Source organism: Pseudoalteromonas sp. SG43-6, assembly GCF_014164365.1.
Taxonomy (GTDB): Bacteria; Pseudomonadota; Gammaproteobacteria; order Enterobacterales; family Alteromonadaceae; genus Pseudoalteromonas; species Pseudoalteromonas rhizosphaerae.
Window position 1 is genome coordinate 1 of record NZ_JACJEZ010000029.1, and the last position, 23287, is coordinate 23287.

At 40.5% G+C, this 23287-nt stretch carries 18 protein-coding genes; 16 read left to right on the plus strand and 2 right to left on the minus strand.

Annotated features, from left to right (window positions below; all coding sequences use genetic code 11):
• The first annotated feature begins 192 nt into the window (after nucleotides 1-192).
• The 11 genes from H5201_RS13350 (at nucleotide 193) to H5201_RS13400 (ending at nucleotide 13180) form a co-directional block, all read left to right on the plus strand.
• The gene (locus tag H5201_RS13350; RefSeq protein WP_182718697.1) at nucleotides 193-939 is read left to right on the plus strand and encodes a hypothetical protein; all 747 of its coding nucleotides are present in this window, start codon (nucleotides 193-195) and stop codon (nucleotides 937-939) included.
• A gap of 100 nt (nucleotides 940-1039) precedes the next feature.
• Nucleotides 1040-1873 (plus strand): ADP-ribosylglycohydrolase family protein, encoded by an 834-nt coding sequence (locus H5201_RS13355; protein WP_182740070.1) that lies wholly within the window; start codon nucleotides 1040-1042, stop codon nucleotides 1871-1873.
• Nucleotides 1874-2076: 203 nt separating this feature from the next.
• Nucleotides 2077-3048 carry a PoNe immunity protein domain-containing protein gene (locus H5201_RS13360; protein ID WP_182740071.1) on the plus strand — a complete coding sequence of 324 codons (972 nt, stop codon included), beginning with the start codon at nucleotides 2077-2079 and terminating at the stop codon, nucleotides 3046-3048.
• Nucleotides 3026-3271, plus strand: coding sequence for a hypothetical protein (locus H5201_RS13365; RefSeq protein WP_182784821.1), 246 nt, complete (start codon nucleotides 3026-3028; stop codon nucleotides 3269-3271). Before H5201_RS13360 ends, H5201_RS13365 begins: the two co-directional genes overlap by 23 nt.
• Before the next feature lie 194 nt (nucleotides 3272-3465).
• The gene (locus H5201_RS13370) at nucleotides 3466-3729 is read left to right on the plus strand and encodes a hypothetical protein (protein WP_145236163.1); all 264 of its coding nucleotides are present in this window, start codon (nucleotides 3466-3468) and stop codon (nucleotides 3727-3729) included.
• 118 nt (nucleotides 3730-3847) lie between these two features.
• On the plus strand, nucleotides 3848-5824 hold the full coding sequence (locus H5201_RS13375; RefSeq protein WP_182784823.1) for a TonB-dependent receptor: 1977 nt from the start codon (nucleotides 3848-3850) through the stop codon (nucleotides 5822-5824).
• Nucleotides 5825-5860: 36 nt separating this feature from the next.
• Nucleotides 5861-7597 carry a cache domain-containing protein gene (locus tag H5201_RS13380; RefSeq protein WP_182718702.1) on the plus strand — a complete coding sequence of 579 codons (1737 nt, stop codon included), beginning with the start codon at nucleotides 5861-5863 and terminating at the stop codon, nucleotides 7595-7597.
• Entirely contained in the window at nucleotides 7594-8961 is a 1368-nt protein-coding gene (locus tag H5201_RS13385) for a sigma-54 dependent transcriptional regulator (protein ID WP_145236154.1), read from the plus strand. The genes H5201_RS13380 and H5201_RS13385 overlap by 4 nt, the downstream gene beginning before the upstream one ends.
• Nucleotides 8962-9189: 228 nt before the next feature.
• A complete protein-coding gene (locus H5201_RS13390; RefSeq protein WP_145236151.1) occupies nucleotides 9190-10152 on the plus strand; it encodes a porin in 963 nt (320 codons plus the stop codon).
• Between the two features lie 11 nt (nucleotides 10153-10163).
• A complete protein-coding gene (locus H5201_RS13395) occupies nucleotides 10164-11639 on the plus strand; it encodes a DASS family sodium-coupled anion symporter (protein WP_182761813.1) in 1476 nt (491 codons plus the stop codon).
• 110 nt (nucleotides 11640-11749) lie between these two features.
• Nucleotides 11750-13180, plus strand: coding sequence for a coniferyl aldehyde dehydrogenase (locus tag H5201_RS13400; RefSeq protein ID WP_259398280.1), 1431 nt, complete (start codon nucleotides 11750-11752; stop codon nucleotides 13178-13180).
• A 40-nt stretch (nucleotides 13181-13220) separates the two neighbouring features.
• Here H5201_RS13400 and H5201_RS13405 read toward each other — a convergent pair whose 3' ends face one another.
• Nucleotides 13221-13946: a tetratricopeptide repeat protein gene (locus tag H5201_RS13405; protein WP_145236141.1), complete on the minus strand. Its 726-nt coding sequence runs from the start codon at nucleotides 13944-13946 to the stop codon at nucleotides 13221-13223.
• A 533-nt stretch (nucleotides 13947-14479) separates the two neighbouring features.
• Between H5201_RS13405 and H5201_RS13410 the strand changes: the two genes are divergently transcribed.
• Complete coding sequence (locus tag H5201_RS13410) at nucleotides 14480-15346, plus strand: DUF6279 family lipoprotein (RefSeq protein ID WP_182718705.1); 867 nt, start codon at nucleotides 14480-14482, stop codon at nucleotides 15344-15346.
• Nucleotides 15347-15475: 129 nt separating this feature from the next.
• Nucleotides 15476-16513: a GGDEF domain-containing protein gene (locus tag H5201_RS13415; protein ID WP_182718706.1), complete on the plus strand. Its 1038-nt coding sequence runs from the start codon at nucleotides 15476-15478 to the stop codon at nucleotides 16511-16513.
• Here H5201_RS13415 and H5201_RS13420 read toward each other — a convergent pair.
• A complete protein-coding gene (locus tag H5201_RS13420; RefSeq protein ID WP_182718707.1) occupies nucleotides 16510-17454 on the minus strand; it encodes a LysR family transcriptional regulator in 945 nt (314 codons plus the stop codon). The genes H5201_RS13415 and H5201_RS13420 overlap by 4 nt on opposite strands.
• A gap of 118 nt (nucleotides 17455-17572) precedes the next feature.
• Between H5201_RS13420 and H5201_RS13425 the strand changes: the two genes are divergently transcribed.
• The 3 genes from H5201_RS13425 to H5201_RS13435 are packed head-to-tail and all read left to right on the plus strand — an operon-like array spanning nucleotide 17573 to nucleotide 23272.
• The gene (locus H5201_RS13425; protein WP_149980115.1) at nucleotides 17573-18739 is read left to right on the plus strand and encodes an efflux RND transporter periplasmic adaptor subunit; all 1167 of its coding nucleotides are present in this window, start codon (nucleotides 17573-17575) and stop codon (nucleotides 18737-18739) included.
• A gap of 8 nt (nucleotides 18740-18747) precedes the next feature.
• The gene (locus H5201_RS13430; protein WP_182784825.1) at nucleotides 18748-21903 is read left to right on the plus strand and encodes an efflux RND transporter permease subunit; all 3156 of its coding nucleotides are present in this window, start codon (nucleotides 18748-18750) and stop codon (nucleotides 21901-21903) included.
• Nucleotides 21896-23272, plus strand: coding sequence for a TolC family protein (locus tag H5201_RS13435; RefSeq protein ID WP_149980117.1), 1377 nt, complete (start codon nucleotides 21896-21898; stop codon nucleotides 23270-23272). Before H5201_RS13430 ends, H5201_RS13435 begins: the two co-directional genes overlap by 8 nt.
• Nucleotides 23273-23287: the final 15 nt, after the last annotated feature.

Consider the following 23287-nt stretch of genomic DNA (forward strand, 5'->3'; position numbering starts at 1 on the left):
CGGGGCTGAGACACATCGCATTTAATCAGCTAAAAGCAGAAACAAGCTTTAATAAAGGCATGCCCGCAAAACAGAAAAAAGCTATGCGCAGTACAGATTACCTTGAAAAGGTATTGAAATCATAGACTTTTTTCATGCTCTTTCCCTGAGGTCTGACCCCGATAGTGCTATATATGAAACAGGTAGATTGATATGGTAACAGGTAACTCAAATATTCAGAGTTTGATTCACCCTCTAAGTCGGGCCGATTTTCGGTCTGACTTAGAGTACGGTGAAATAACTAATGTATATTACATTGAAAATGACTCTCATTTTGTAGTGGAAGAAAGTGTTAATTTCGAAGATGGTTCATCAAGTAAAAATTTCTATGTTTTTGATAGTGCTACCGGAAAACGTGTCTCAATTGAACAGCGAATACTTTCACTTAAGAATAAAATTTATAAGTATGAGCTTGATTGTGGGTGTGTGGTAGAAGCGACAGTTAGTATTGATAAAGAAACAGGCTGTGAATTTTTAAAATACGCACTTAAAGATGTAAAAGGTGATAAAATAGGCACGTTTCTTCTGCCCGGTTATCACTTCAATTTTAATTTTGATACTTCATATGAATTAGTACAAAAAAGGGCAAAAGAATTATTACAAACTGGTATCGATGAGGCGCTTAATTCAAAACTTTTTTTTGAGCGTTATTTTGCTGCAAATTTTGAAACGAAGACAGGGATACTTACCAGAAGTTTTCGTCGATATAACAGAAGTGTAGGTGAAAGCGGCTATGGTATTATGTATGCGTTTTTAAGCCAAGATATGTACAATAAGCTAAGAGTTGATGAAGACTTTATATCAATTTTAAAGAAGATTGCGGCAAATGACATACATCGTGAAGATAACCAATCAGCAGAGCAAGTTTTTAATGCCATGTTTAAAAACATTAACAAGTAGTTTTATAGAAACAAGTGATTGGATAACAGTATTCCTTTTACTTTCAACCAAAAGGGTATTATATAATCACTTTTTCCGAATTTAGAATGAGTTAAATATTATGTTGGTAGAAATAGCAATTGCCGATGCATATGGTGCGGGTTTTGAGTTTGTAGATCAGGAAATTATATCAGCCGAAAATAACCTCGAGACCTTTCGTGCGCATCAATTGTCTAACATTGCTGGGTGTTATACTGATGACACTCAAATGTCATTAGCGCTGTCTGAGTTAATGCTAAACGACGTTGACTGGACTGAAGCCCATATAGCCGAGGCATTTTTTCAATGCTATATACGTGATCCTGTGCATGGCTACGCAAAGCGACTACAAACGGCATTTTCTGAGGCGAGAAATGCAGACCATTTTGCAAGGTTAGTTAAAACGGATAGCTTTGGCAATGGGGCAATGATGCGAGCTGTACCAATTGGTTTTTTTAAAGATGAAGATGTAGTAATACGCAACGCCACAATACAAGCACGTGTTACTCATGACCATCAAATTGCAGTCGATGCTGCTGTTTGCATTGCTCTTGCTGCACATGCAGGCTTGTACAGCAAAGCGACTCTTAAAACATTGCCGGAGTATCTTGCATCTCGAGGTTACAAGTTTAATGCTAATTGGCAAGGAAGAGTTCGTGCAGTGTCAGAAGATACTTTGGCCGCAGTAATGTCTAACCTAATGCAGCATTTTAGCTATGAAGCTTTGATAAAGTCAGCTGTTGATTTTGGAGGAGACACAGACAGTGTCGCGTCAATTTGCTGCGGAATAGCAAGTTGTTATGATGGTGTTGATAAAACTCTTCCAAATAAGCTCGTTACTAATTTTTCTAAGGACAACTTTGGATTAGATTATCTCAGAGATTTAGACATTCAACTTAAGAATAAGTTTTTGTGATTAACCTAACGTATTTACATAAACACTTTAAAAAAATAGTAATCCCCCGAAAAACAATGAAATCCAACTATATCCTGTGTTGGCTAGGACAACTGATAATGGAACAATTACTTATTCAAAAATTGTTCATGTTAGTGGTGGCATACCAAAAATACCTCGTGGTAAGGCTGCCAGAGTGACTCAAATTAATGGTGGCTAATGTAATGCGGGATTACCCAAATCGTGAAGGAAAATTAAAACAATTCTATGCGAATAGAATGGGCATGTTAGCGCATGGTGAAAATGTTATTGAATCGAAAATGCTTGGATCGCAAAAGCTTGAATATGAACAATTGGAAAGAATATCAGATAGTTTAATAAACGTTGGGATAGAATTATCAATCTGTCAGTTTTCACTCGGTCATAGTATTGACACAATAAGAGAAACAGTCGAGCGGACTATCACTTACTATCTTAAAACAGACAATGAGTGGAGTAGCTATCCACATAGTGTATATACATTAGTCAAACTTATTTCATTGGCTATTTTGGTTGATGTTAGTGATAAAGCGTGGGCATTATTGGCTGAAAAATGGCAAAGTAGCGGCAGTAATGGCTATATATTGGCAAAACTGTTGAGTTATCGTTCAAACAATGTACAGCTAGGTCAAGATGTTCGCCTTAAAAAAATCGGTCAAATTTTGACTATCTCAAATATTAGTGACGATTGTGAATTTTTAGAAGAACTGAAAAAGTATTCTAAAAAATGGTACATTCGTTATAAAGGCTTACATTGGTACAATAGCCACAATGATGATTATCATATAGGTTATTTTGGGTACTGGGCAGTAGAAGCCGCTGCTGTCGCAAAAATGCGTGGTATAAGCCTAAAAAACACTCATTTTGGTAAATATTTTCCTTATGGTTTTTTTGATCTACCAGAACAGTTACCGAAAGAAAAGGGCGTTAAAAAAGAGCTTCAACAAAAAGAGCAGGCATTAAATACAATCACTTACCCTGGCTTAACTCGACTAAGTCTATCGCTTGATGGTGCTTGGCTAAATGAGAGTGAACAACGTTTATCATTAATCACCCATGATGAAGGTTTGGAGTGTGCCGGTACTGTGTATCTAAGTGACGAAAATACATTAGACTCATTTGCGTCAGGGAGGTATGAAGCATATGCCATGGTATAAACGGGTTGGAGTTGAAAATGAACGAAACCTCCCCATTGGCACTGTTAAAGAACAATTGATGCAAGGCGTTTGGAAAGGCGAAACTGAAGTCACTTCTTACATGGTATACGCTTTAAAATTTGACAAATATTTTATGGTTTTAACGTTTACCTTTATGGAAAAAGATAAAACACACTGCTTACCTATAATAGAGCGTTTGCTAGAGTCGATTCGTTATGAATAGCACAATTATTTGAATTAAAGTTCAAGAGTCTCTGATAAATATGGGGTTATTCAGTTCAAATACGGACATTTATCCTGTGCGCTTTTGGCGAGGCTGCTAAACTTACCCGGTTTGCTGTTTCAATGATTGAAAACAACCCTCCCCATGGAATGGGCCAGTTTGTTGGGTATGATTAAAAAGGATAGGGGACACCCGTGATTGCACTTTTATTTGATATTGTTGGTATGACAGGTACGTTTTTAGTGGTTGGCGCGTTTTTTATGCTACAACTGGGTAAAGCCACGCCAACAGGGCTTTTATATAACATGATGAATTTATCTGGCGCTATTTTGTTGCTTATAAGTCTTTGTTATAACTTTAATTTAGCAAGTTTTGTGATTGAAATATTTTGGATCGCAGCCTCATTAATTGGTTTATATAAATACCTAAAAGCTAAGCAGATTTCAGCTGTAGCCTAAATTTATAAATTAATAGAGAAAAACTCTCACGCCGTCGCGTATTTGTATTAATATTGTAAATAGCACGTTACTTATGATGTGCTAACTCCAATGAAAAATATAGGTGTAAAGCGGCGTAATGATTTTAAAGCTAACAGCATGTCTTTTTTTATGTGTTAACACAGCCCCCTTACTGGCGAGCGACGCTGATGATTTATTTGCGCTTAGCTTTGAAGATTTGCTTGACGTTCATGTCGATATTGCCTCAAAAACCTTAGAAACTCTCGCTTCTGCCCCCTCAACTATCACTGTTTTTAATCGCAAAAAAATAGCCTTACTTGGGGTGAATAATGCGTTTGAATTGATGAATTTTGTTCCTGGTATGCAATCTACTCGTGGTGATTGGGTAGGCGCTGTACCAAAAGATCACGCAAGAGGTGTTTACCTTGATAGCGGCAATATCTTAGTGATGATCAATGGTGAACGTTTAAATGAGTCATCATTTGGCAAAGCGTCAGTTTATATGCCTTATATACCTGTAGAAGTTATTGATAAAGTTGAATTTATACGTGGCCCTGGCTCTGCTTTATATGGCAGTAATGCATTCTTAGGGGTGATGAATATAGTGACTAAAAGCCAAAATAATGAAATGTCGCTGGCTGTGGGTAATGTAGGTCAAACCAGCGCTGCATTCTCGGTTAGTCATCAAGTTAATCAGCAAACACATCTGTTTGCTAATGGCGCGTATAACCAAAAAAGTGGTGAGCGTTATCCACAAGGGGTTAATGATCCGCTGCAATTAATTTACTTTGAAGCGGGTGTCGATATCAATAAACTGGCTGTGAGAGCGCGTTTTAACCAAGTTGAACTGAATGAGTTTTTAAATCTTGGTGGTTATTCTGACAGTAATCAACATCGTAGTGAGAATACTTTCCTATCTGTAGGTTATGATTGGCTTGAAACTGATACACGTACTTTGACTACAAAAATAGCGTATGCACATCATCAAATACAAAGTGCTGGATTAATCGCACCTGCAGCAACTTTACCTAACGCTAGTTATGATTTTTTTGTTGGTCCTGATTGGCATACAACGGATTTAACAGTCAGTGTAGAGGCCAGTCAGCAATTTAATAATGGTTGGTCAATCAATTCAGGCTTGCAATATAGCCGCGCAGAGCAACATAAAGCGGACTTACGTGTTAATTATTTTGATATAAACAGCGGTGAAATTATTGTTGAAGATCCGTTTTATCAAGGGGGGATTGTTACAATCAGTAATTATGCTCCATTTCAGAGTTTGCAATCTACCTTTGAAACCCGAAGTATTTATGGGCAAATCAAAGTGCCTTTTGCTGAGCAATTGACCTTATTTTTAGGAGCACGTTATGATGATGTTAAAGCGATAGACAGTAAATTATCGCCGCGCATTTCCGCAATCTACTCACCAACTCGCGCGCATACTTTTAAATTACAATACGGTGAATCGTTTCGCACTCCTGTGACGAATGAATTGTATTCAGATGATGATGTGACTAAGGGCAATCCAAACTTAAAGTCTGAATATGTTAAAACCACAGAGCTTGTTTGGCGCTACGAGGGACAAGATTGGCATATTAATTCGGTGCTTTTTTATAATCAACTTGTTGATTTTATTAATCTAGTGCCAAATTCAGCTGCCAATAATCAGTTTACCTTTGAAAATCAATTAGATGACATTAATCGTGGTGTTGAATTAGATAGCATGATCCACATTACTAGTGATTTATCAGTGGAAGCGACCTACAGCGAGTATTTTGATACGCCAATTAAGCCAACGTTTAAGCGCTTTGCTAGTGTGATTGCTAATTATCATTATCAGCAATGGGTGCTGAGCCTCAATAGTGTTTGGCGCGATGCTGTCAGTGGCCCGACAATGACAAGCGACTTTACTCAACCGGCTTACTTTTTGCTCGGCGGGGCTGTGAGTTGGCAATTTTCTGCACGCAGTGAAATTAGTGTTAAAGCCCATAATATCTTAGATAAGCACTACCGAGTGTACGATCCAAGAGTCACAGATGGTGCTGTTGCTGGTGTCGGCAGTGAATACTCGTTACACTATCAAATCAAATTTTAAGTTTTAGGGACGCTCAGGTGTGCCCTTTGGTTGAACATGCTGCGTTTTCCCCGAAAAATATTAATCGCTGTTGCCATTTTAATTAGTGTATTGTTGCTTAGTTTTCTATTTGGCCGACACTATGATTTAAGTCAAGCAAAGCAGCAAGCTGAACTCCAAGTGGGTCAATTGCGTAATTATCTTGATACCGAACTCTCTCGTTTTGCAACTATTCCTCATTTAGTTACTGATAACCAGTTACTCACTGCATTTCTCAGTGATACTGATCAGCCCGTGCAGCCTATTAATAATTACTTGGCTGATATCCAACAAGCCAGTGGTGCATCAGACGTCTATGTCCTTAATCGTGAAGGGGATGTTATTGCATCGAGCAATTGGCAACTTGATTACAGTTATATCGGTAATAACTTTGCATTTCGTCCGTATTTTTCTCAGGCATTGGCGGGTAACAAAATTGCCTATTTTGCTCTTGGTTTACGATCTAAAGAACGGGGTATTTATTTTTCTGAACCGATTTATCGCGATGGCCAAGTAATAGGTGTGGTCACCTTAAAAGTGAATGTATCTAAGTTTGAAACTGATCGACAATTACTGAATGCGTCCCACGCTAGCCATTTTTATTTAAGCTTAGACGATAATATTATTGCTATGTCCGATAGCCCCTCATGGCGACTCAATTCGTTGCATAGCCTCACAGCAGCAGACTATCAACACTTTACGACAAGCCGACGCTACCTAGAGTATGTACCAAAAGTTATCACTGCTGAGCACATTATTAGCCAAGGGATGCCCCTGTTATACGTTAATGATGCGAATAAACGCAGTAAATATATGCCTGCAAGTGCGCCGATTGAGCGACTTAATGCAAAAATAACTGTGCTTGTTGATATATCGTCGGTGAATATTAATCAACTAGGGCGATTGTTTTGGTTGAGTGTGATTTATGCTGGGGGGTTAATGCTTTTTTACAGTTTAATGGCACGTTTTGCCGGCTATAAAAAATTACTTTTTTCTCGTCATAGCCTTGAGCAAGAAGTTATAGAGCGCACCCATGCACTCGAAAAAGCACAAACAGCGCTGGTGCAAACAGCCAAATTGGCCACCATAGGTCAACTCAGCGCGGGTATTAATCATGAGATTAACCAACCCTTGAGTGCAATGAGTACGTATTTGGTTAGTGCTAAACGCTTGATTGCCAAAGGTGATATTGCAAAGGCAGCTGAAAATATTGTTATTGTGCAATCGTTGATCGAACGAGTACATAAAATTGTTGGACAATTAAAGCACTTTAGTAAACCGGCACAAACACAGTTAAGAGAGCAAAGCTTAAACCAGTTACTTAAAAATGCCATGGTGATCGCCTCCGCGCAATTAAAGCAGGATGATGTCAACGTTAACACCGCTGATATCGCTGACACTGTAAAAGTATGGGTTGATGGCATTAAATTTGAGCAAGTATTAGTGAATGTGATCACCAATGCCAGCCAAGCAATGGCTGACAGTACTGTGCGAGAGCTGAGTTTTGAGATAGAGCAGTTTGACGACCGCGTTAAGCTGTCTATTTTGGATACTGGGCCTGGTATCGAGTTACATGCGCTTGGGACTATTTTTGAGCCTTTTTATAGCACTAAATCGACTAATGGCCTTGGCTTAGGGCTATCTATTTCTAAGCAAATTATTAATTCATTTAATGGCTGTTTAAGTGCGCATAATCGCCCTGGCGGTGGTGCTCAATTCATTATTACCTTAGCAAGTACTAAAGGAGCGTTATGAATACGTTAGCAACTGATTGTAAACAGGTCATTGTTATTGATGACGAAGCGATGATCCGCGATTCACTTGACCAATTGCTGACACTCGAAGGCTATCAAGTACAGTGTTTTAGCGATCCAATGAGTGCTTTATCAAAACTTAATCGTCGTTTTAACGGGGTGGTGCTCAGTGATATTAATATGCCGAAAATGGATGGACTGGCTTTTTTAGAACAAGTTCAAGCATTTGATAGCGAATTACCGGTGATCTTTCTGACTGGATTTGCTGATGTATCGGTGGCCGTTAAAGCCATGCAATTAGGGGCTTACGACTTATTTGAAAAACCCCTTACAGAGCAGTTATTAGATTGTATTGCCAGAGCGTGTGATAAGCGTGCCTTGGTAATGGAAAATCGTGCTTTAAAACTAGCGGTAGAAAAAACGTCAGCCCCAGGTGTACGGATCTTAGGGGAAACCGTGCAAATGCAGCAAATGATGCACTTGCTCAATGCGGTGATCGACACTCCCGCAGATGTAATGATTGAAGGTGAAACTGGCACCGGTAAAGAGTTAGTTGCACGCTTTTTACACGACCAAAGCAGCCGTTCAAACTGTAATTTTGTGGCAATTAACTGTGGTGCCATACCAGAGCAACTGATTGAAAGTGAACTATTTGGTGCGGCCAGTGGCGCGTTTACAGGGGCAACACACAGTCGCCAAGGTAAGTTTGAGTTTGCTCAAGGTGGTACGGTGTTTTTAGATGAGATAGAAAGCACACCGGCATCATTACAAGTAAAGTTACTTCGCGTTTTAGAAGAGCGAAAAGTGACCCCCGTCGGCGCTAATACCGCCGTTGACTTAGACATACGTATCGTTGCGGCAACCAAAGTTGATTTATTATCCTTGGTCGAAAAAGGGGACTTCAGAGCTGACTTATATTATCGACTCAATTTAGTGAGGGTAAGTATTCCGGCATTGCGTGATAGGAAAGCTGATATTCCTTTATTATTCAAACATTTTAGCTCTATTGCCGCGACTCGTTTTCATAAACCTCCGGCTCCTCTAAGTAGCGATATATTACAGCGTTTACTTAGTTACCAGTGGCCAGGTAATGTCAGAGAGCTTAGAAACCAAGCTGAACGAGCGGTGCTGCTGGGTGCTGAATTAGCGTTCGCCAATACCGAAAATAATAATGGCAGTGAGTTATCGCCCGATCTGAGTTTGGCGGAAAAAGTGTGCTTTTATGAGCAATCTTTAATCGAAGAAGCCCTTGAGCGCCACCAAGGTAGTATTAAAGAAACTATGAATACCTTACAGATTGCCCGTAAAACCTTGTATGACAAAATGAGTAAATATGGCCTCAATCGTGACATGTTTATTGATTAACCAGAGCTTTGCTTAAGTGATTTACCTGCTCAGCTTAATTTGATGGGTGGAAACAGTGACACAGACGTTTTGATAGTGTGTGGGATCCCGCACACTTTATTGTAAGTATAATTTAATTTTAAACTTAACTATTTGAATATATTAAATTTTACTTTTTTATAAGCAGTTGGCAGTAAACTTGCCTTTATTAGCGGGAACAACAAATGATCCTAACAATAAGGGCACACAATGATAATAATAGACAAAAAGCTAACCCCTGTTTTTGTAGCAACGAGTTTTGCAGCAGCTTGCTTTGGACAAAGTGTTCATGCCGCAGAGTATGACATTTATGGTAAAGCAGAAGTGCAAATTGCTAATACTGACAACGGTGTAATGCGCTATGCTAAAAAAGGAACGCAAATCGATGCGCCTTTTTCACGCATTGGTGTGAAAGGGCAACATGTACTCACTGACTCGTTAAAAGCGGTATTTAAATACGAAGTGCAAGTAAAGGGCTTTGAGCACGATGATACAGATGAGCCATTTAGTGCCCGTAATACATATTTAGGTTTAGCGGGAAATTTTGGTGAAGTTGTAGTTGGTCGAAACGATACACGCTTTAAGTATTCAGAAGGTAAAGTTGATAACTTCAATGAAACTCAAGCCGATATTGCTCAATTACTACCGGGTCAAGATCGCCTTGGTGATACCATAACGTATAGTTCAAAATCATATGCGGGTGCTCAGCTATCACTTACCTATGCTTTGAAGGATGACAGTGCCAATAATGAAGCCGGCTATGCCGCTACGTTAATTTATGGTGACCGTGGTTTAAAAAATAAAAATTATTATGTGGCGATCAGCCATATTGATTCACTCAATAATATCAACGCCAGTCGCATCGTTGGCGCGTGGCAGAAAAATGATTTACAACTAGGTGCTATTTACCAGCACAGTGAGTCAGTAGATGGTACTAAATCAGGAAACGGCTATGTGTTGAGTGCCAGTTATACCATTGACAAATGGCAGCCAAAACTACAATTTGCCAGTGATGACTCAACTATTCGCCAAAGTACTAAGGGCAGCCAGTGGACTGCAGGTGTGGATTATTTATTTGATAAACAAACTACCGCGTACTTATTCTATACTGACTTAGATTTGCAACAGCAAACGGATAGTAGCTTAGCCCTTGGCTTAAAGTATAAATTTTAAAGGGGTTGAATATGAGCACACAAACTTTAGACGATAAACCTGAAAAAAATCCAATGATACAGATGTTGCTGCTGTTATTGGGCCCTGCGGTCATGCTACTTACGTGTTTGATCGATCCTCCTGCTGGCATGAGTACCGCTGCTCTTCGTACTTCAGGATTAGCATTTTGGATGGCATCATGGTGGGTGAGTGAAGTAGTTCCTATCCCAGCTACGGCGCTATTGCCGTTGGTATTTTCTCCGTTGGCTGACATTGCTGCGATAAAAAGTGTCGCTGCACCGTATGCGCACCCCTTAATATTTTTGTTTTTAGGTGGCTTTTTAATTTCCATTGCGATGGAACGTTGGGGCTTACACAAGCGCATTGCTTTACGTACTATGCTCTACGCGGGCTCAAAACCGAGTTTGCAGATATTAGCGATGATGTTAGTAACGGCATTCTTATCTATGTGGATGTCAAATACTGCAACAGCAGTGATGATGTTACCTATTGCTATGTCTATCACCCATTTAGTGCAAAAATCTAATCCAAATAATAATGGTTTTGGTAAAGCACTGTTACTTTCTATTGCTTATGGTGCCAGCATTGGCGGCATTGCAACATTAATTGGTACGCCACCGAATGCATTGATGGCCGCTTATTTATCAGATAGTTATAAAATTGAAATTGGTTTTGCGCAATGGATGATGGTGGGTGTGCCATTGTCACTGACTATGTTGATCATCTGTTGGTTGTGGCTGACCAAGTTTGCTTATAAAGTTGATAAAACAAATGAAAAATCTCAAAAAGTCGACACCAAGTCACTATTTAGCTCGCAGTTAAAAGGTCTTGGCACCATGCAACGCGCTGAGAAAGGGGTGTTATGTGTGTTTTTATTTGCAGCTGTGTGCTGGATATTTAGACCTCTGATCGCTGATTTTTCTGGTTTAAAAATATCGGATACCGGTATTGCCATTGCTGCAGCATTATTATTATTTGTTTTGCCTGCTAATAAAGGCAGTGATGAACGTATTCTTGACTGGCAAAGTGCGGCAGGAGTTCCTTGGGGAGTGTTATTGTTGTTTGGTGGTGGCTTAACCCTAGCGGCACAAATAAAGTCATCAGGTTTGGCTGAATACATAGCTCATATGATTGAAGGCGTCAGCGCCATTCCATTAGTATTGAGTGTATTAGTAATTGCAACCTTAATCACTTTCTTAACTGAGATCACCAGTAATACAGCAACCGCAGCTGGATTTTTACCACTACTTGGCCCTGTCGCTGAGTCAGTCACAGGTTCGCCATTGGTCTGGGTTATTCCTGCGGCTATAGCCTGTAGTTGTGCGTTTATGATGCCTGTAGCGACCCCGCCTAATGCCATTGTGTTTGGCTCTGGGCAAATTCAAATGCGGGATATGATCAAAGCCGGCTTTGCATTAAATATTGTTGCAATTGCGCTGATCACATTTGTCACTATGACCCTTGCTGCATCGGTATTTAATTTTTAAGTAATTCAAAGTTACCCAACCGGAGCGCTATTCGTTTGTTGATAGCGCTCTATATTGCCCCTGCTAAGAAACAAAGTTATAGTGGTTAAATCTTTATTTTGTTTATGAGTATGCTTTTGTCTGACACTGGCACTGTATGTAACCCTGAGCTAAAAGCGCAATTTGATGAAATGCAGCTGCATTTTGATGCCCAGCCATATTTAGCATTATCACAGCGGATCCGTTTATTAAAATCTTTAAAACGTGAACTGTTGGCATTAGAGGCTGAATTGGTAGCTGCAAGCTCGAAAGACTTTGGCTTTCGCACTGCTTTTGATACGATTTTGGGTGATATACTGCCTACGGTCAAAACGATCAGCCACACCATCAAGCATTTACCTAAATGGGCAAAAAATTCACCACGAAAAGCGGGTTTGAGCCTAGCGCCATCAAAAGTTGCTGTGAGCTATCAACCCAAAGGAGTGGTGGGAATAATTTCTCCATGGAATTACCCAATTCAATTATCAATCGTGCCGGTGATAACCGCAATTGCCGCAGGTAATCGGGTATTATTAAAGGTCAGTGAATTTACTCCGCACACCAATCAAGTAATCAAAAAACTATTTATCGGCGAGCTTAGCGAACATTGCGCAGTGATCGAAGGTGAAGCGCAATTAAGTCAACAGTTTAGCTGTTTGCCATTCGCACACTTATTTTTTACCGGCTCTACAGCTGTAGGGCGCCATGTTATGGCCGCTGCGAGTAAAAACCTTACCCCAGTAACTCTTGAGTTAGGTGGCAAATCGCCCGTTATCATTACCGCGCAAGCGGATATAGATAAGGCGGCTAAAGCTATTTTATTTGGTAAAATGACCAATGCAGGGCAAATTTGTGTTGCCCCCGATTATGTTTTAGTGCCGGAAAACTTACAGCATCAGTTAGTCAGAAGTCTCTGTAGCTTATATAAAAAACATTATAACTTAGGTGTCGAGGGGAAAAATTTAACCTCGGTTATTAATCACCACCATTTTCAGCGTTTAACCGATTTATTGGCAGATGCACAGCAACAGGGCGCACAGATAATTAAGCCGTTAGATGAAAACCAAAGCGACGAACATAAGCATCGTCTTGGTTTGCACATTGTGACTGATGTGAATGACAATATGAAGTTGATGCAAGAAGAACTGTTTGGACCAATTCTTGCGATTGTCAGTTATCAAGCTTTACCTCAGGCGATTGCATACATAAATCAACGTCCTCAGCCGTTAGCTTTGTACATAATGGGGCAAGATAAACAAATCAATGAAGGTATTCAACAGCAAACACAAAGTGGTACCTTCGCAATAAATGACACCTTAATGCAGGTGACTGCTGATGATGCGCCATTTGGTGGCTTAGGTCCTTCTGGGATGGGAAACTATCACGGTATAGAAGGCTTTTTAACTTTTAGCCATGCACGTAATACATTGAAAACGGGTGGTTTTAATCCTAAATTGGGATTGTTGCTGGCGCAAAATAAGATATTGATTAAAATACTTAAATGGTTGTACTTGCGGCCATAAATTGGCGTTAAGTACAATCCAATAGCGTTTTAACTGGCAGTTAAAACATCCGATCTTCGCCCGCATACAGCCCAGCTTGGATTTTTTCATACAATGCATCAGCTTTTTCTTTGGCTTCTGCAATTTGCGCAGGCATCAGCTTGCGCTCATCTAGCTTGCGACTGTGACTGGCATCTAAATTACCATTATACTCAGCAACAGTGTTCCAGATGTATGATTTTTCGATGTTTTTTTCGACTCCATGGCCTTCGAAATACATCAGCGCCATATTAAACTGTGCTAGCGTATAATTATTACCAGCGGCTTTTTCATACCATTTAATAGCTTCTTTATAATCTTGCGCAACGCCATCGCCGTTGGCGTACATCACACCCAAGTTAAACTGAGCAGCAGGTAAGTTTTTTGCCGCGGCTTGCTTAAAGAGTGAAACTGACATTTGTTTATCAAGTTTAACGCCTTTACCTTCTTGATAAAGTACAGCTAATGCAAACATTGAGTCGACGTGGTTCTTTTTAACGCCTTGCTGGTAAAGTTCAGCAGCTTTGTGATAGTCGCGCGTTACGCCGTGGCCACCTTCATATAGCTGCCCTAGCTCGTAAATTCCTGGTGCAAAGCCTTTTTCTGCAAGGTAGTTAAACTCTCTAAGTGCATCTTCAAATTGACCTTCATTGGCTGCGCGGATCCCTTCTTCAAGTCCCGCATGAGCAACACCACAGATGCTAAGTGCACCGACCATCAACAATATCTTAAACTTCGGCTGCCACATGACAATACCTCCAATTAGCGTGTTACTGTTTAATTTTAGTCTCAACAACCACAATTGCCCAGCTTCGCACTATAAATGATAAAACTTAGACATAAGATACAGATATTACAGAAAATTTAAAGGAATAAAAAAAGCCCCTGATGGGGCTTTTTGGGTCATATCAACCGTCACCGATATGAGCAATGTAGCAAGTGAGTGTGATCTTTTAATTATATTACTTGGGTCGAGTAAGTAATATGCTCGAAGCGTCACCATCTTCATCAACAACTTTGTACTAAAGGGGCCCAGCATCCTTACTGGTCGATCTTCCCTAGGGCACTGAGGTCGGTACGTTCAATTCTTACAAGAAGCGCAAACCTGTCGTGTTGGGCTGCTTGGTGTTGATGCGATCGATTATTACTTGTATTTGAGTGTGCGTCAATAGCTAAATGATAATTATTTCTATTTGTTCGGTTTTATTTTAATTCCCTCATTTACATAATGCGCTAAGTTGATTAACGTAGTGCTATAAATAATCGTAAGAAAAATAAAAAATGTCGATAAAAAACATGTGCTTGAATTATAAGTTCGCAGTAGTTGGTGTGTTGCTATTAGCTCTGACTGGGTGCTCAGCTACATTTACCTACAATAATATAGGCTGGTTATCGGCGTTTTGGATTGATGACTACGTTGATTTATCGAAGCAGCAAAGCAAACAAGCTAAAGACTTAATTAAGCAAAGTCGGGATTGGCATCGTAAGACGCAATTACCTTTGTATCGACAGGATCTGTTGGCATTACAAAAGCTACTTGATGAAGACCCTTCAGAGCAAGCATTATTAACGTATTTTCAAGGTTTTAAAACACATTGGCAATCGTTAGTTATGTATGTAAGAGACGATCTTATTGAACTTGCTATTGGTTTATCCACGGAGCAAAGAGAAGAATTTGTTGCTGCCATTGCAGAGGATATAACCACAGAAAGTGACGAGTATAATGAGCAAACCCCAACACAGCGTGAGCAAGATCGCCTTGAACGTCAGTTAGATACTTATAAACAGTGGCTTGGTAAACTGAGTGAACAACAAGTGTCTTTGATCACCCAAGCGAACAGCGAATTTCAAGCAACATTTTTATTAAGGCAAGCTTACAAGCAAACTCGGCTGGATAAACTCAAACAGGTATTTTTTGATAGCCAACTTAGCCGCGATCAATTTATTAGCCAATTATCAGCTGTCATTACTGAGCGAGAGGTGTTTATGAGTGACCAATTAATTCGCTTAGATGCTGAAAATTCAAAGCGCTATGCGCGTTTACTTGTGAGTTTAAGAGCCACGTTGACAGCAAAACAGCGCCAACATGCTAATGCTGAGTTCTCCGATATGTTAGAAGATATAGAACAATTAATTAATGATGAATAGGCTGTTAGTTACTAAGATCTTAATTTTAAAAATTTTTTATAAAAATGAATATATCAAAAACAAATAGAGCTTGTACTCTTTCAATTAACCGTTAGACTGACTTTTTTTCGTTCGAATTAAAGTTAATCAATGGATATCGCAGCCTTAGATAGCGCTCAAGTATTACGTGAAAATTTACTGAAATGGATTTGTTTCTGTTTCGGAATTTTAGCGAGTGTTTTTACCTATTTTAATCTTTTTATTAATGACTTTTACTCATTAGGGATTTTAGAAGGGGTTTTTGCTATTTATTGTTTTTATACTTTTAACTATGCTCGGACACGAAAATTTCAGACTTGGCAGCCGTTATTATTGTGCCTTTGTATTATGCTATTAGTAACCTTGGGAACTTACCTAGCTGCGATGAGGAGCGGTTTGTTCATTTGGACCTTTACCTTACCCGTATTATTTTATTTATTATTAGGATGTAAACGCGGCTATTATCTATCGCTATTATTGGTGTGTATACAAACCGCTGTGTTTACTAGTAAAACCTCTTTAGCACCATTTTTAGACCTTAACCTGTACCTAAATATGAGCTTTAGCTATTTGAGCATTTGGGTCATTGCACATACTTTTGAAGCGAGTCGAGCACAATTTGCAGAACGATTAGAAAACCTTGCCTTGTTAGATCCGCTGACAAACACCGGCAACCGTTTAGCAATGAACCATTACTTTGAAGTTGAGCTGGTAGACAAAATTAATTTATTTATTATGGTGCTAGATCTCGATTACTTTAAAAAAGTAAATGATGAATTTGGTCATGATGTGGGCGATCAAGTTCTGGTCGAAATTGCCACTATATTAAGAGAAACACTTAACAAGGGGCGAGTTTTTCGTACTGGTGGCGAAGAGTTTGCGCTGTTCATTCCTGATTCGAATCAACAGGAGTCTTATCAAATTGCTGAAAATATCAGAGTCGGTTTGCAAAGTACGGCTATCAATGTTGGTGAGCGTGAAATAAGTTTAACAGCAAGTATCGGTTTAGCTGCTTATCGTGATGGCGATAGCCTAAAACAAGCGATTAAAGCAGCAGATGAGCAACTTTATTATGCAAAAAAACATGGTCGAAATAACGTTTATTCTGACTCGCAGCAATACTCAGCAAAACTAGAACAGGTTTCTTAACCTTGATACATGTGCTCGAAACCGGGAATGTTACTTTCCCAAAGTGGTGTTTCTTTACCTAAGTGATCACGTATCGCATCAAAAAATAACCGTGTTCTTACAGGTAAATCACGGTGTGGATATACCGCGTACATCGCACTGTATTCTTGTAATTTGATGTCTGTTAATAAGGGCACTAAACGTCCTTGTTTTATTTCATCATTAATAATAAATGCTGGCGCGAGCACATAGGTTGTTCCAGAAAGCGTTTTATCGAGCAGTACCTCGGCATCATTGGCTCTAAACACACTCTTAATTTTTTGCTCTTGCGGTAGACCATATTGATCTACATAACGAATACCCTCAACGCGCAACGAAGTGCTGGAATAACTGGCTGCGGGTAAATCAATTAAGTCCTCTATTTTACTTGGCAATCCATACGTTTGAATAAACTCAGGTGCGGCTAATATTAGTAATCTATTGCGCGCAATTTTACGTGCGATCAGTGATGAGTCTTTTGGCTCACCGACCCGAAAAGCAAGATCAAAGCCTTCAGATACCAGATCAACTAACTTATCATCGAGTCTTAGTTCAACTTCTACTTGCGGGAAGCGTTTTTGAAAATCATTAATCACAGGTTGTAGATAACGCCTGCCGATAATAGTTGATGAAGTGATTTTTAATACACCGCGTGGCTCTTGGTGATAATTCTCGGCTAAACGTACAGTTTCACCTAGTAGTTGCCTCAACTCACTGGCCTTTTTAATCATTTCGGCCCCTGCAGCTGTCAGTGAAAATGAGCGGGTGGTGCGGTTCAGTAAACGTACTCCTAAATCATCTTCGAGACGACTTATTTGTTTTGAGATCACTGAACGATCAATATTACGGGTTTCTGCTGCTTTAGCGAATGAGCCTCGCTCAACGACTTCTAACAACATCAATAAGCGACTTGTGGTATCCATTAATTACTCACCAATATTTAATTGATGCCATATTGGCATTAATGAATTTAAAAATCTATGGTTTTTGTCCACAACAATGTTCCGTAACATAGAAAAATACACTAAATGGAGCGTCGTCATGAACAAACACTTAATAGCTATTGCAGTTTTAGGGGCATCACTTGCCCTCACCGGTTGTGCAGAAGAGCCTGCTCAACAGAGCAATCAACCACATCTTCAACCAATAGATGTTGCCTCGGTGATCATTAAGCCAGTGCAAAACTGGCACACCTACACTACGCGTTTAGAAGCGCCGGAAGAAGTATCACTTATGCCACGTGTTGCCGGAGTTATTGAGCATATTGCGTTTAATGAGGGCGACGAGGTTAAACAGGGTGACTTACTGTTTAAACTTGACGCTCGCCCATATGCTGCGGTTGTAGCAAGTTTAGAGGCACAAGTAGTCAGTGCTGAAGCCGCTTTATCGCAAGCGCAAAGTGAAGCTAAAAGAGCGGTGCGATTAACCGAGCGAAAAGCGATTTCAACAGAGCAAGCGGAATCACGTACCTCAACGTTACGCCAACGTGAAGCACAACTTGCTGCCTTAAAAGCCCAGCTAATTGCAGCTAATTTAGATTTAGAATTTACAGATATACGTTCACCCATTGATGGTGTGATCTCGCGTGCAAATATTACCAAAGGTAATAATGTGCTTGCAGGGCAAAGTGTACTGACTTCAATCGTATCAAATCAAACTATGTATGCTTACTTTGATGTTGATGAACGTACTTGGAATAGTTCATTTGATGAAGTAACCGCCGCTGCTCATCAGCAAGTAGTCATGCAAAAAGTGGGTCAAAATGGCTTTGCACACACCGGTTATATCGACTTTATTGATAATCAAATCAATGCAGCAACAGGTACTTTGCGAGTGCGTGCACGATTTGATGAAAATACCGCCTTACGCGCCGGTTCATTTGCACGTATTAAGTTAGCGGCCAATGACGTTACAGAGCAAGTTATTGTGCCTGATAGAGCAATTGGCACCGATTTGAAAAATCGCTTTGTGCTCACTGTAGGTGAAGGCAATATTCTCGAATATAAACTGGTTACAACCGGTGAGCGCTATGGCAGTTTTCGCGCTATTACCTCGGGCTTAAAAGCTGGCGATGTGATTGCGGTTAATGGTCCTGCGCGTGTTGGACCTGGCATGCCGATTTCACCTAATACAGTGACCCTAGACACAACTGGTGTTGCTTTTACGTTATCGCCAACGGCGCAGCACACGCTTATGGCTAAGAAGTAGGACGAATAATGAAATTTTCTCACTTTTTTATTCAACGACCGATATTTGCAGCCATGCTGTCATTGGTGATTTTAATCGCCGGTGGTATTTCGTTGTTTCAACTGCCGGTCAGTGAGTATCCTGAAGTTGTTCCGCCGACAGTTGTGGTAACTGCGAACTACCCAGGAGCAAATCCAACCGTAATAGCACAAACTGTGGCTACTCCATTGGAGCAAGAGATCAATGGTACTGAAAACATGTTGTATATGTTTTCCCAGGCGACCAGTGATGGGCGTATGACACTGACGGTAACGTTTTCATTGGGAACGGATTTAGATCGTGCGCAAGTACAAGTACAAAATCGGGTTAACAGTGCTTTGCCGCGACTACCACAAGAAGTGCAGCGCTTAGGCGTCGTCGCTGAAAAATCATCACCGGATCTAACCATGGTGGTACACTTATTCTCACCGGAAAAAACACATGATACGGCGTATCTATCTAACTACGCTGACTTATATGTGAAAGACCAAATTGCACGTTTGAGTGGCGTAGGCGATGTAAAATTATTTGGTGGTGGTCAATATTCAATGCGAGTGTGGCTTAACCCCGATGCATTAGCGGCACGAGAATTAACCGCAATGGACGTCGTCAACGCATTGCGTGCGCAAAACCAACAAGTTGCAGCGGGTAGCTTAGGTGCACAACCTGCTTCAACAGACAGTCAATTTCAAATATTGTTAAATGTAAAAGGGCGCTTAAACAGTATTGAAGAGTTTCAGCAAGTGATCATTAAAGTGGGTGAACAAGGTCAATTAACACGTCTAAGCGATGTTGCTCGAGTCGATTTAGGCCAAAATACTTACTCACTTAGAGCTGAACTTGATAATCAACCAGCACTGGCGATGCCGATATTTCAACGTCCTGGCTCTAATGCGATTGAGCTTTCAGATCAAGTACGCGAAACCATGGCGCGTTTATCGAAAGATTTTCCAGCTGGTGTTGAGTACGACATTGTCTACGACCCTACGGTATTTGTTCGCGGTTCGATTGATGCGGTGATCAAAACGTTACTTGAAGCTATCGCGTTAGTGGTAATTGTAGTGGTGTTATTTTTACAAACCTGGCGTGCTTCGATTATTCCACTTATAGCTGTGCCAGTTTCACTGATTGGTACTTTTGCGGTGATGCAGTGGTTAGGGGTCTCGATCAATACGCTGTCGTTATTTGGTTTAGTACTTGCCATAGGTATTGTGGTCGATGATGCTATCGTGGTGGTCGAAAACGTTGAACGTAACATTGAACAAGGTTTATCACCTCTGGAAGCAACGCGCGTGGCGATGACTGAAGTGACAGGGCCTATAATCGCGATTGCGTTAGTGTTGTGTGCAGTGTTTATTCCTACCGCGTTTATTAGTGGTTTATCAGGTCAATTTTATAAACAGTTTGCGTTAACTATTACTATTTCAACGGTTATCTCAGCATTTAACTCATTAACTTTATCACCGGCGTTGGCGGCACTATTACTTAAAAGCCATGATGCTAAACCGGATGCGCTGACGCGTTTATTAAATCGTTTATTTGGTCGCTGGTTATTTGCCCCCTTTAATCGAGTATTTGACCGTGGCGCCAAAGGCTATCAAAAGCTGGTACAAAAACTAATGCGCATGAGCGTGGTAGTGGTGATTGCATACGTGGTTTTATTAGGCGGAACAATTAAGCTATTTGATGCCGTGCCGGGTGGTTTTATTCCTGCACAAGATAAGCAGTATTTAGTTGCGATAGCACAATTACCTGATGCAGCGAGTTTAGACCGTACTCAAGATGTGGTTAGGCAAATGCAAGAAATTGCACTGCAAGTACCTGGTGTTGCAAACACAGTTGCCTTTCCTGGCTTGTCGGTAAATGGTTTTACTAACAGCCCTAATAGTGCCATTGTATTTACACCGCTAGAAGCCTTTAGTGAGCGAAGCGATCCGAGTAAATCGGCGATGGCTATTGCGGCACAGTTAAACCAGCGTTTTAGTGCCATTGATGAAGCATTTGTGGCTGTATTTCCACCGCCGCCAATCCAAGGTTTAGGCACCACGGGTGGGTTTAAACTGCAAATTGAAGATCGCGGTAATAAAGGCTTTGAAACACTATTTAACAGTTTGCAAACGGTGATTACTAAAGCTCAGCAAGATCCTGCGTTAATGGGGCTCTATTCAAGTTTTAGAATTCAAGTACCACAAATGGATATTGATATCGACCGAGAGCAAGCGCTTATTCAAGGTATTCCATTGAATGAAGTATTTAATGCGTTGCAAGTGTATTTGGGCTCAATGTACGTTAATGACTTTAATTTATTTGGCCGTACGTACCAAGTTAATGCCCAAGCTGATGCTGATTTCCGCCTTGATCCAGAACAAATATTGAATCTAAAAGTGCGCAATAATCAAGGGAATATGGTGCCATTGGGCTCGGTATTAACGGCAACGCCTACAACAGGCCCTGATCGAGTGATGCATTACAATGGTTACCCAAGTGCAGAGCTTAATGGTAGTCCAGCGCCTGGTTACAGTTCAGATCAAGCACAACAGGCAATTGAACTGATCTTGGCTGATAATTTACCTACGGGTATTGAGTACGAATGGACCGAAGTTACTTTTCAGCAAATTCTAGCGGGTAATACCATGGTCTATGTATTCCCATTAGTGGTGTTATTAGTGTTCATGGTATTGGCTGCGCAGTATGAAAGCTTACGTCTACCACTGGCTATTATTCTTATTGTACCAATGACAATATTCTCAGCATTAATGGGTGTATGGTTGGTTGGCGCTGATAATAATATTTTCACGCAAATAGCATTGATTGTATTGGTTGCCTTGGCTTCTAAAAATGCCATTTTAATGGTGGAGTTTGCACGCGATAAAAATAATCATGGGTTGAGTCATTTCGACGCTATTTTAGAAGCTTGTCGGATGCGTTTACGACCTATCTTAATGACGTCAATTGCCTTTACTGCGGGTGTTATTCCCTTAGTATTAGCAACGGGAGCTGGAGCAGAAATGCGCCATGCAATGGGCAACGCAGTGTTCTCGGGTATGATTGGTGTAACCGTGTTTGGTTTATTATTTACCCCTGTATTTTATATTTTGGTAACTAAAACCCGTAAAGTGACTACGCAGGAGCAAATTAATGAGTAAGTATAAGTTAACCGCTCTTGTTGTGGCGGGTTTATTAAGTGGCTGCGCCAGTAAAATTGATGAGCAGCAACAGCAAAATCAGCTACAAGAATTTGTTGCAAAAACACAGATCGCTGCACAGTTACAAGGTCAAGACGAACTTAACTGGTGGCAGCAATTAAATTCAACCCAGTTAAATAATCTAGTGCTCAGTGCGCGCGCTAATAATCATGATTTGCACACTAGTCAGTTGCAGTTACAAAGCGCGCTTGCTCGTTTAGGTGGGCAAAAAGCACAGTATCTTCCCCAAGGTGCAGTGGCAGTTGATGCCACTCGCTCAAGTACTGGTAACGTTAACACGCGTCAATCGGAAGCCAATGTTAACCTTGATTGGCAACTTGATTTATTTGGTAAAATAACTGCGCTTGTTGATGCTGCGAATGCAGGGGCAATGAGTCAAGCGGAACAATTACGTGCTTTGCATATTGAAGTTGTTACCTCTGTGGTAAAAGGGTTTGTCAGTTTTCAAGGTAATAAGCAAAAACAGCAGATCATTAACCTACAAATTGAAGCATTAGAGCAAAGTATTGCGGTTCTGCGGGCTCGCGTTGAGGAAGGGGTCGCTAATGAGCTTGATTTAAATCGAACCTTAGCACAATTGAAGCAGCAGCAAGCTTTGTTGCCAGATATTGAATACGCGCAATTTCGTGATCTAGCAACGCTTGCGACATTAACAGGGCAGTTACCTGCTGATCTAACCTTAGTTGATGAGCAAGCGCTGTTTGAGCATGCATTTACTGTAAGTTTAGCCACTCCAAGTGATGCCATTGCACTGCGTCCTGATATTAGCCAAGCATTATTTGAATTTAGCCAAGCTAATTCATTAAGCGTGGCTGCGAGTAAAGCATTATTACCTGATATCAGTTTAACGGCGTTTGCAGGTGTATTGAGCTTAGATAACAACCAGCTTTCTGACACTACGCAGCAATGGCAAGTTGCCCCACGCATTCAGTGGTCATTATTGAGCTACCCTGCGTTATTGGCGCAACGTGATGCTCAGCAATATCTCAGTGAAGCCGCTTACAGCCAATATCAACAAGTGGTGTTGGAGGCATTAGCGCAGAGTGAACTTTCACTGCAGTTATTAGTCAAACAAACTCAACAACTAGGCTATGCCAAAGCACGTTATGAGTTTGCTAATAATGCCTTTTTACAAGCGCAGGCGATGTACCAAGAAGGGCAAATACCTTACTTAGAGTTGTTAGATGCGCGACAGGATGTTTTAATAGCGCAGGAAAATGCAATTGACTCAACGATTTCATCATTACTTGCTAAAGTAGACACTTACCAAGTATTTAATGGTCGTTGGAGTTATGCGTTAGTTAATTAAGTTAAGTTGAGTTTT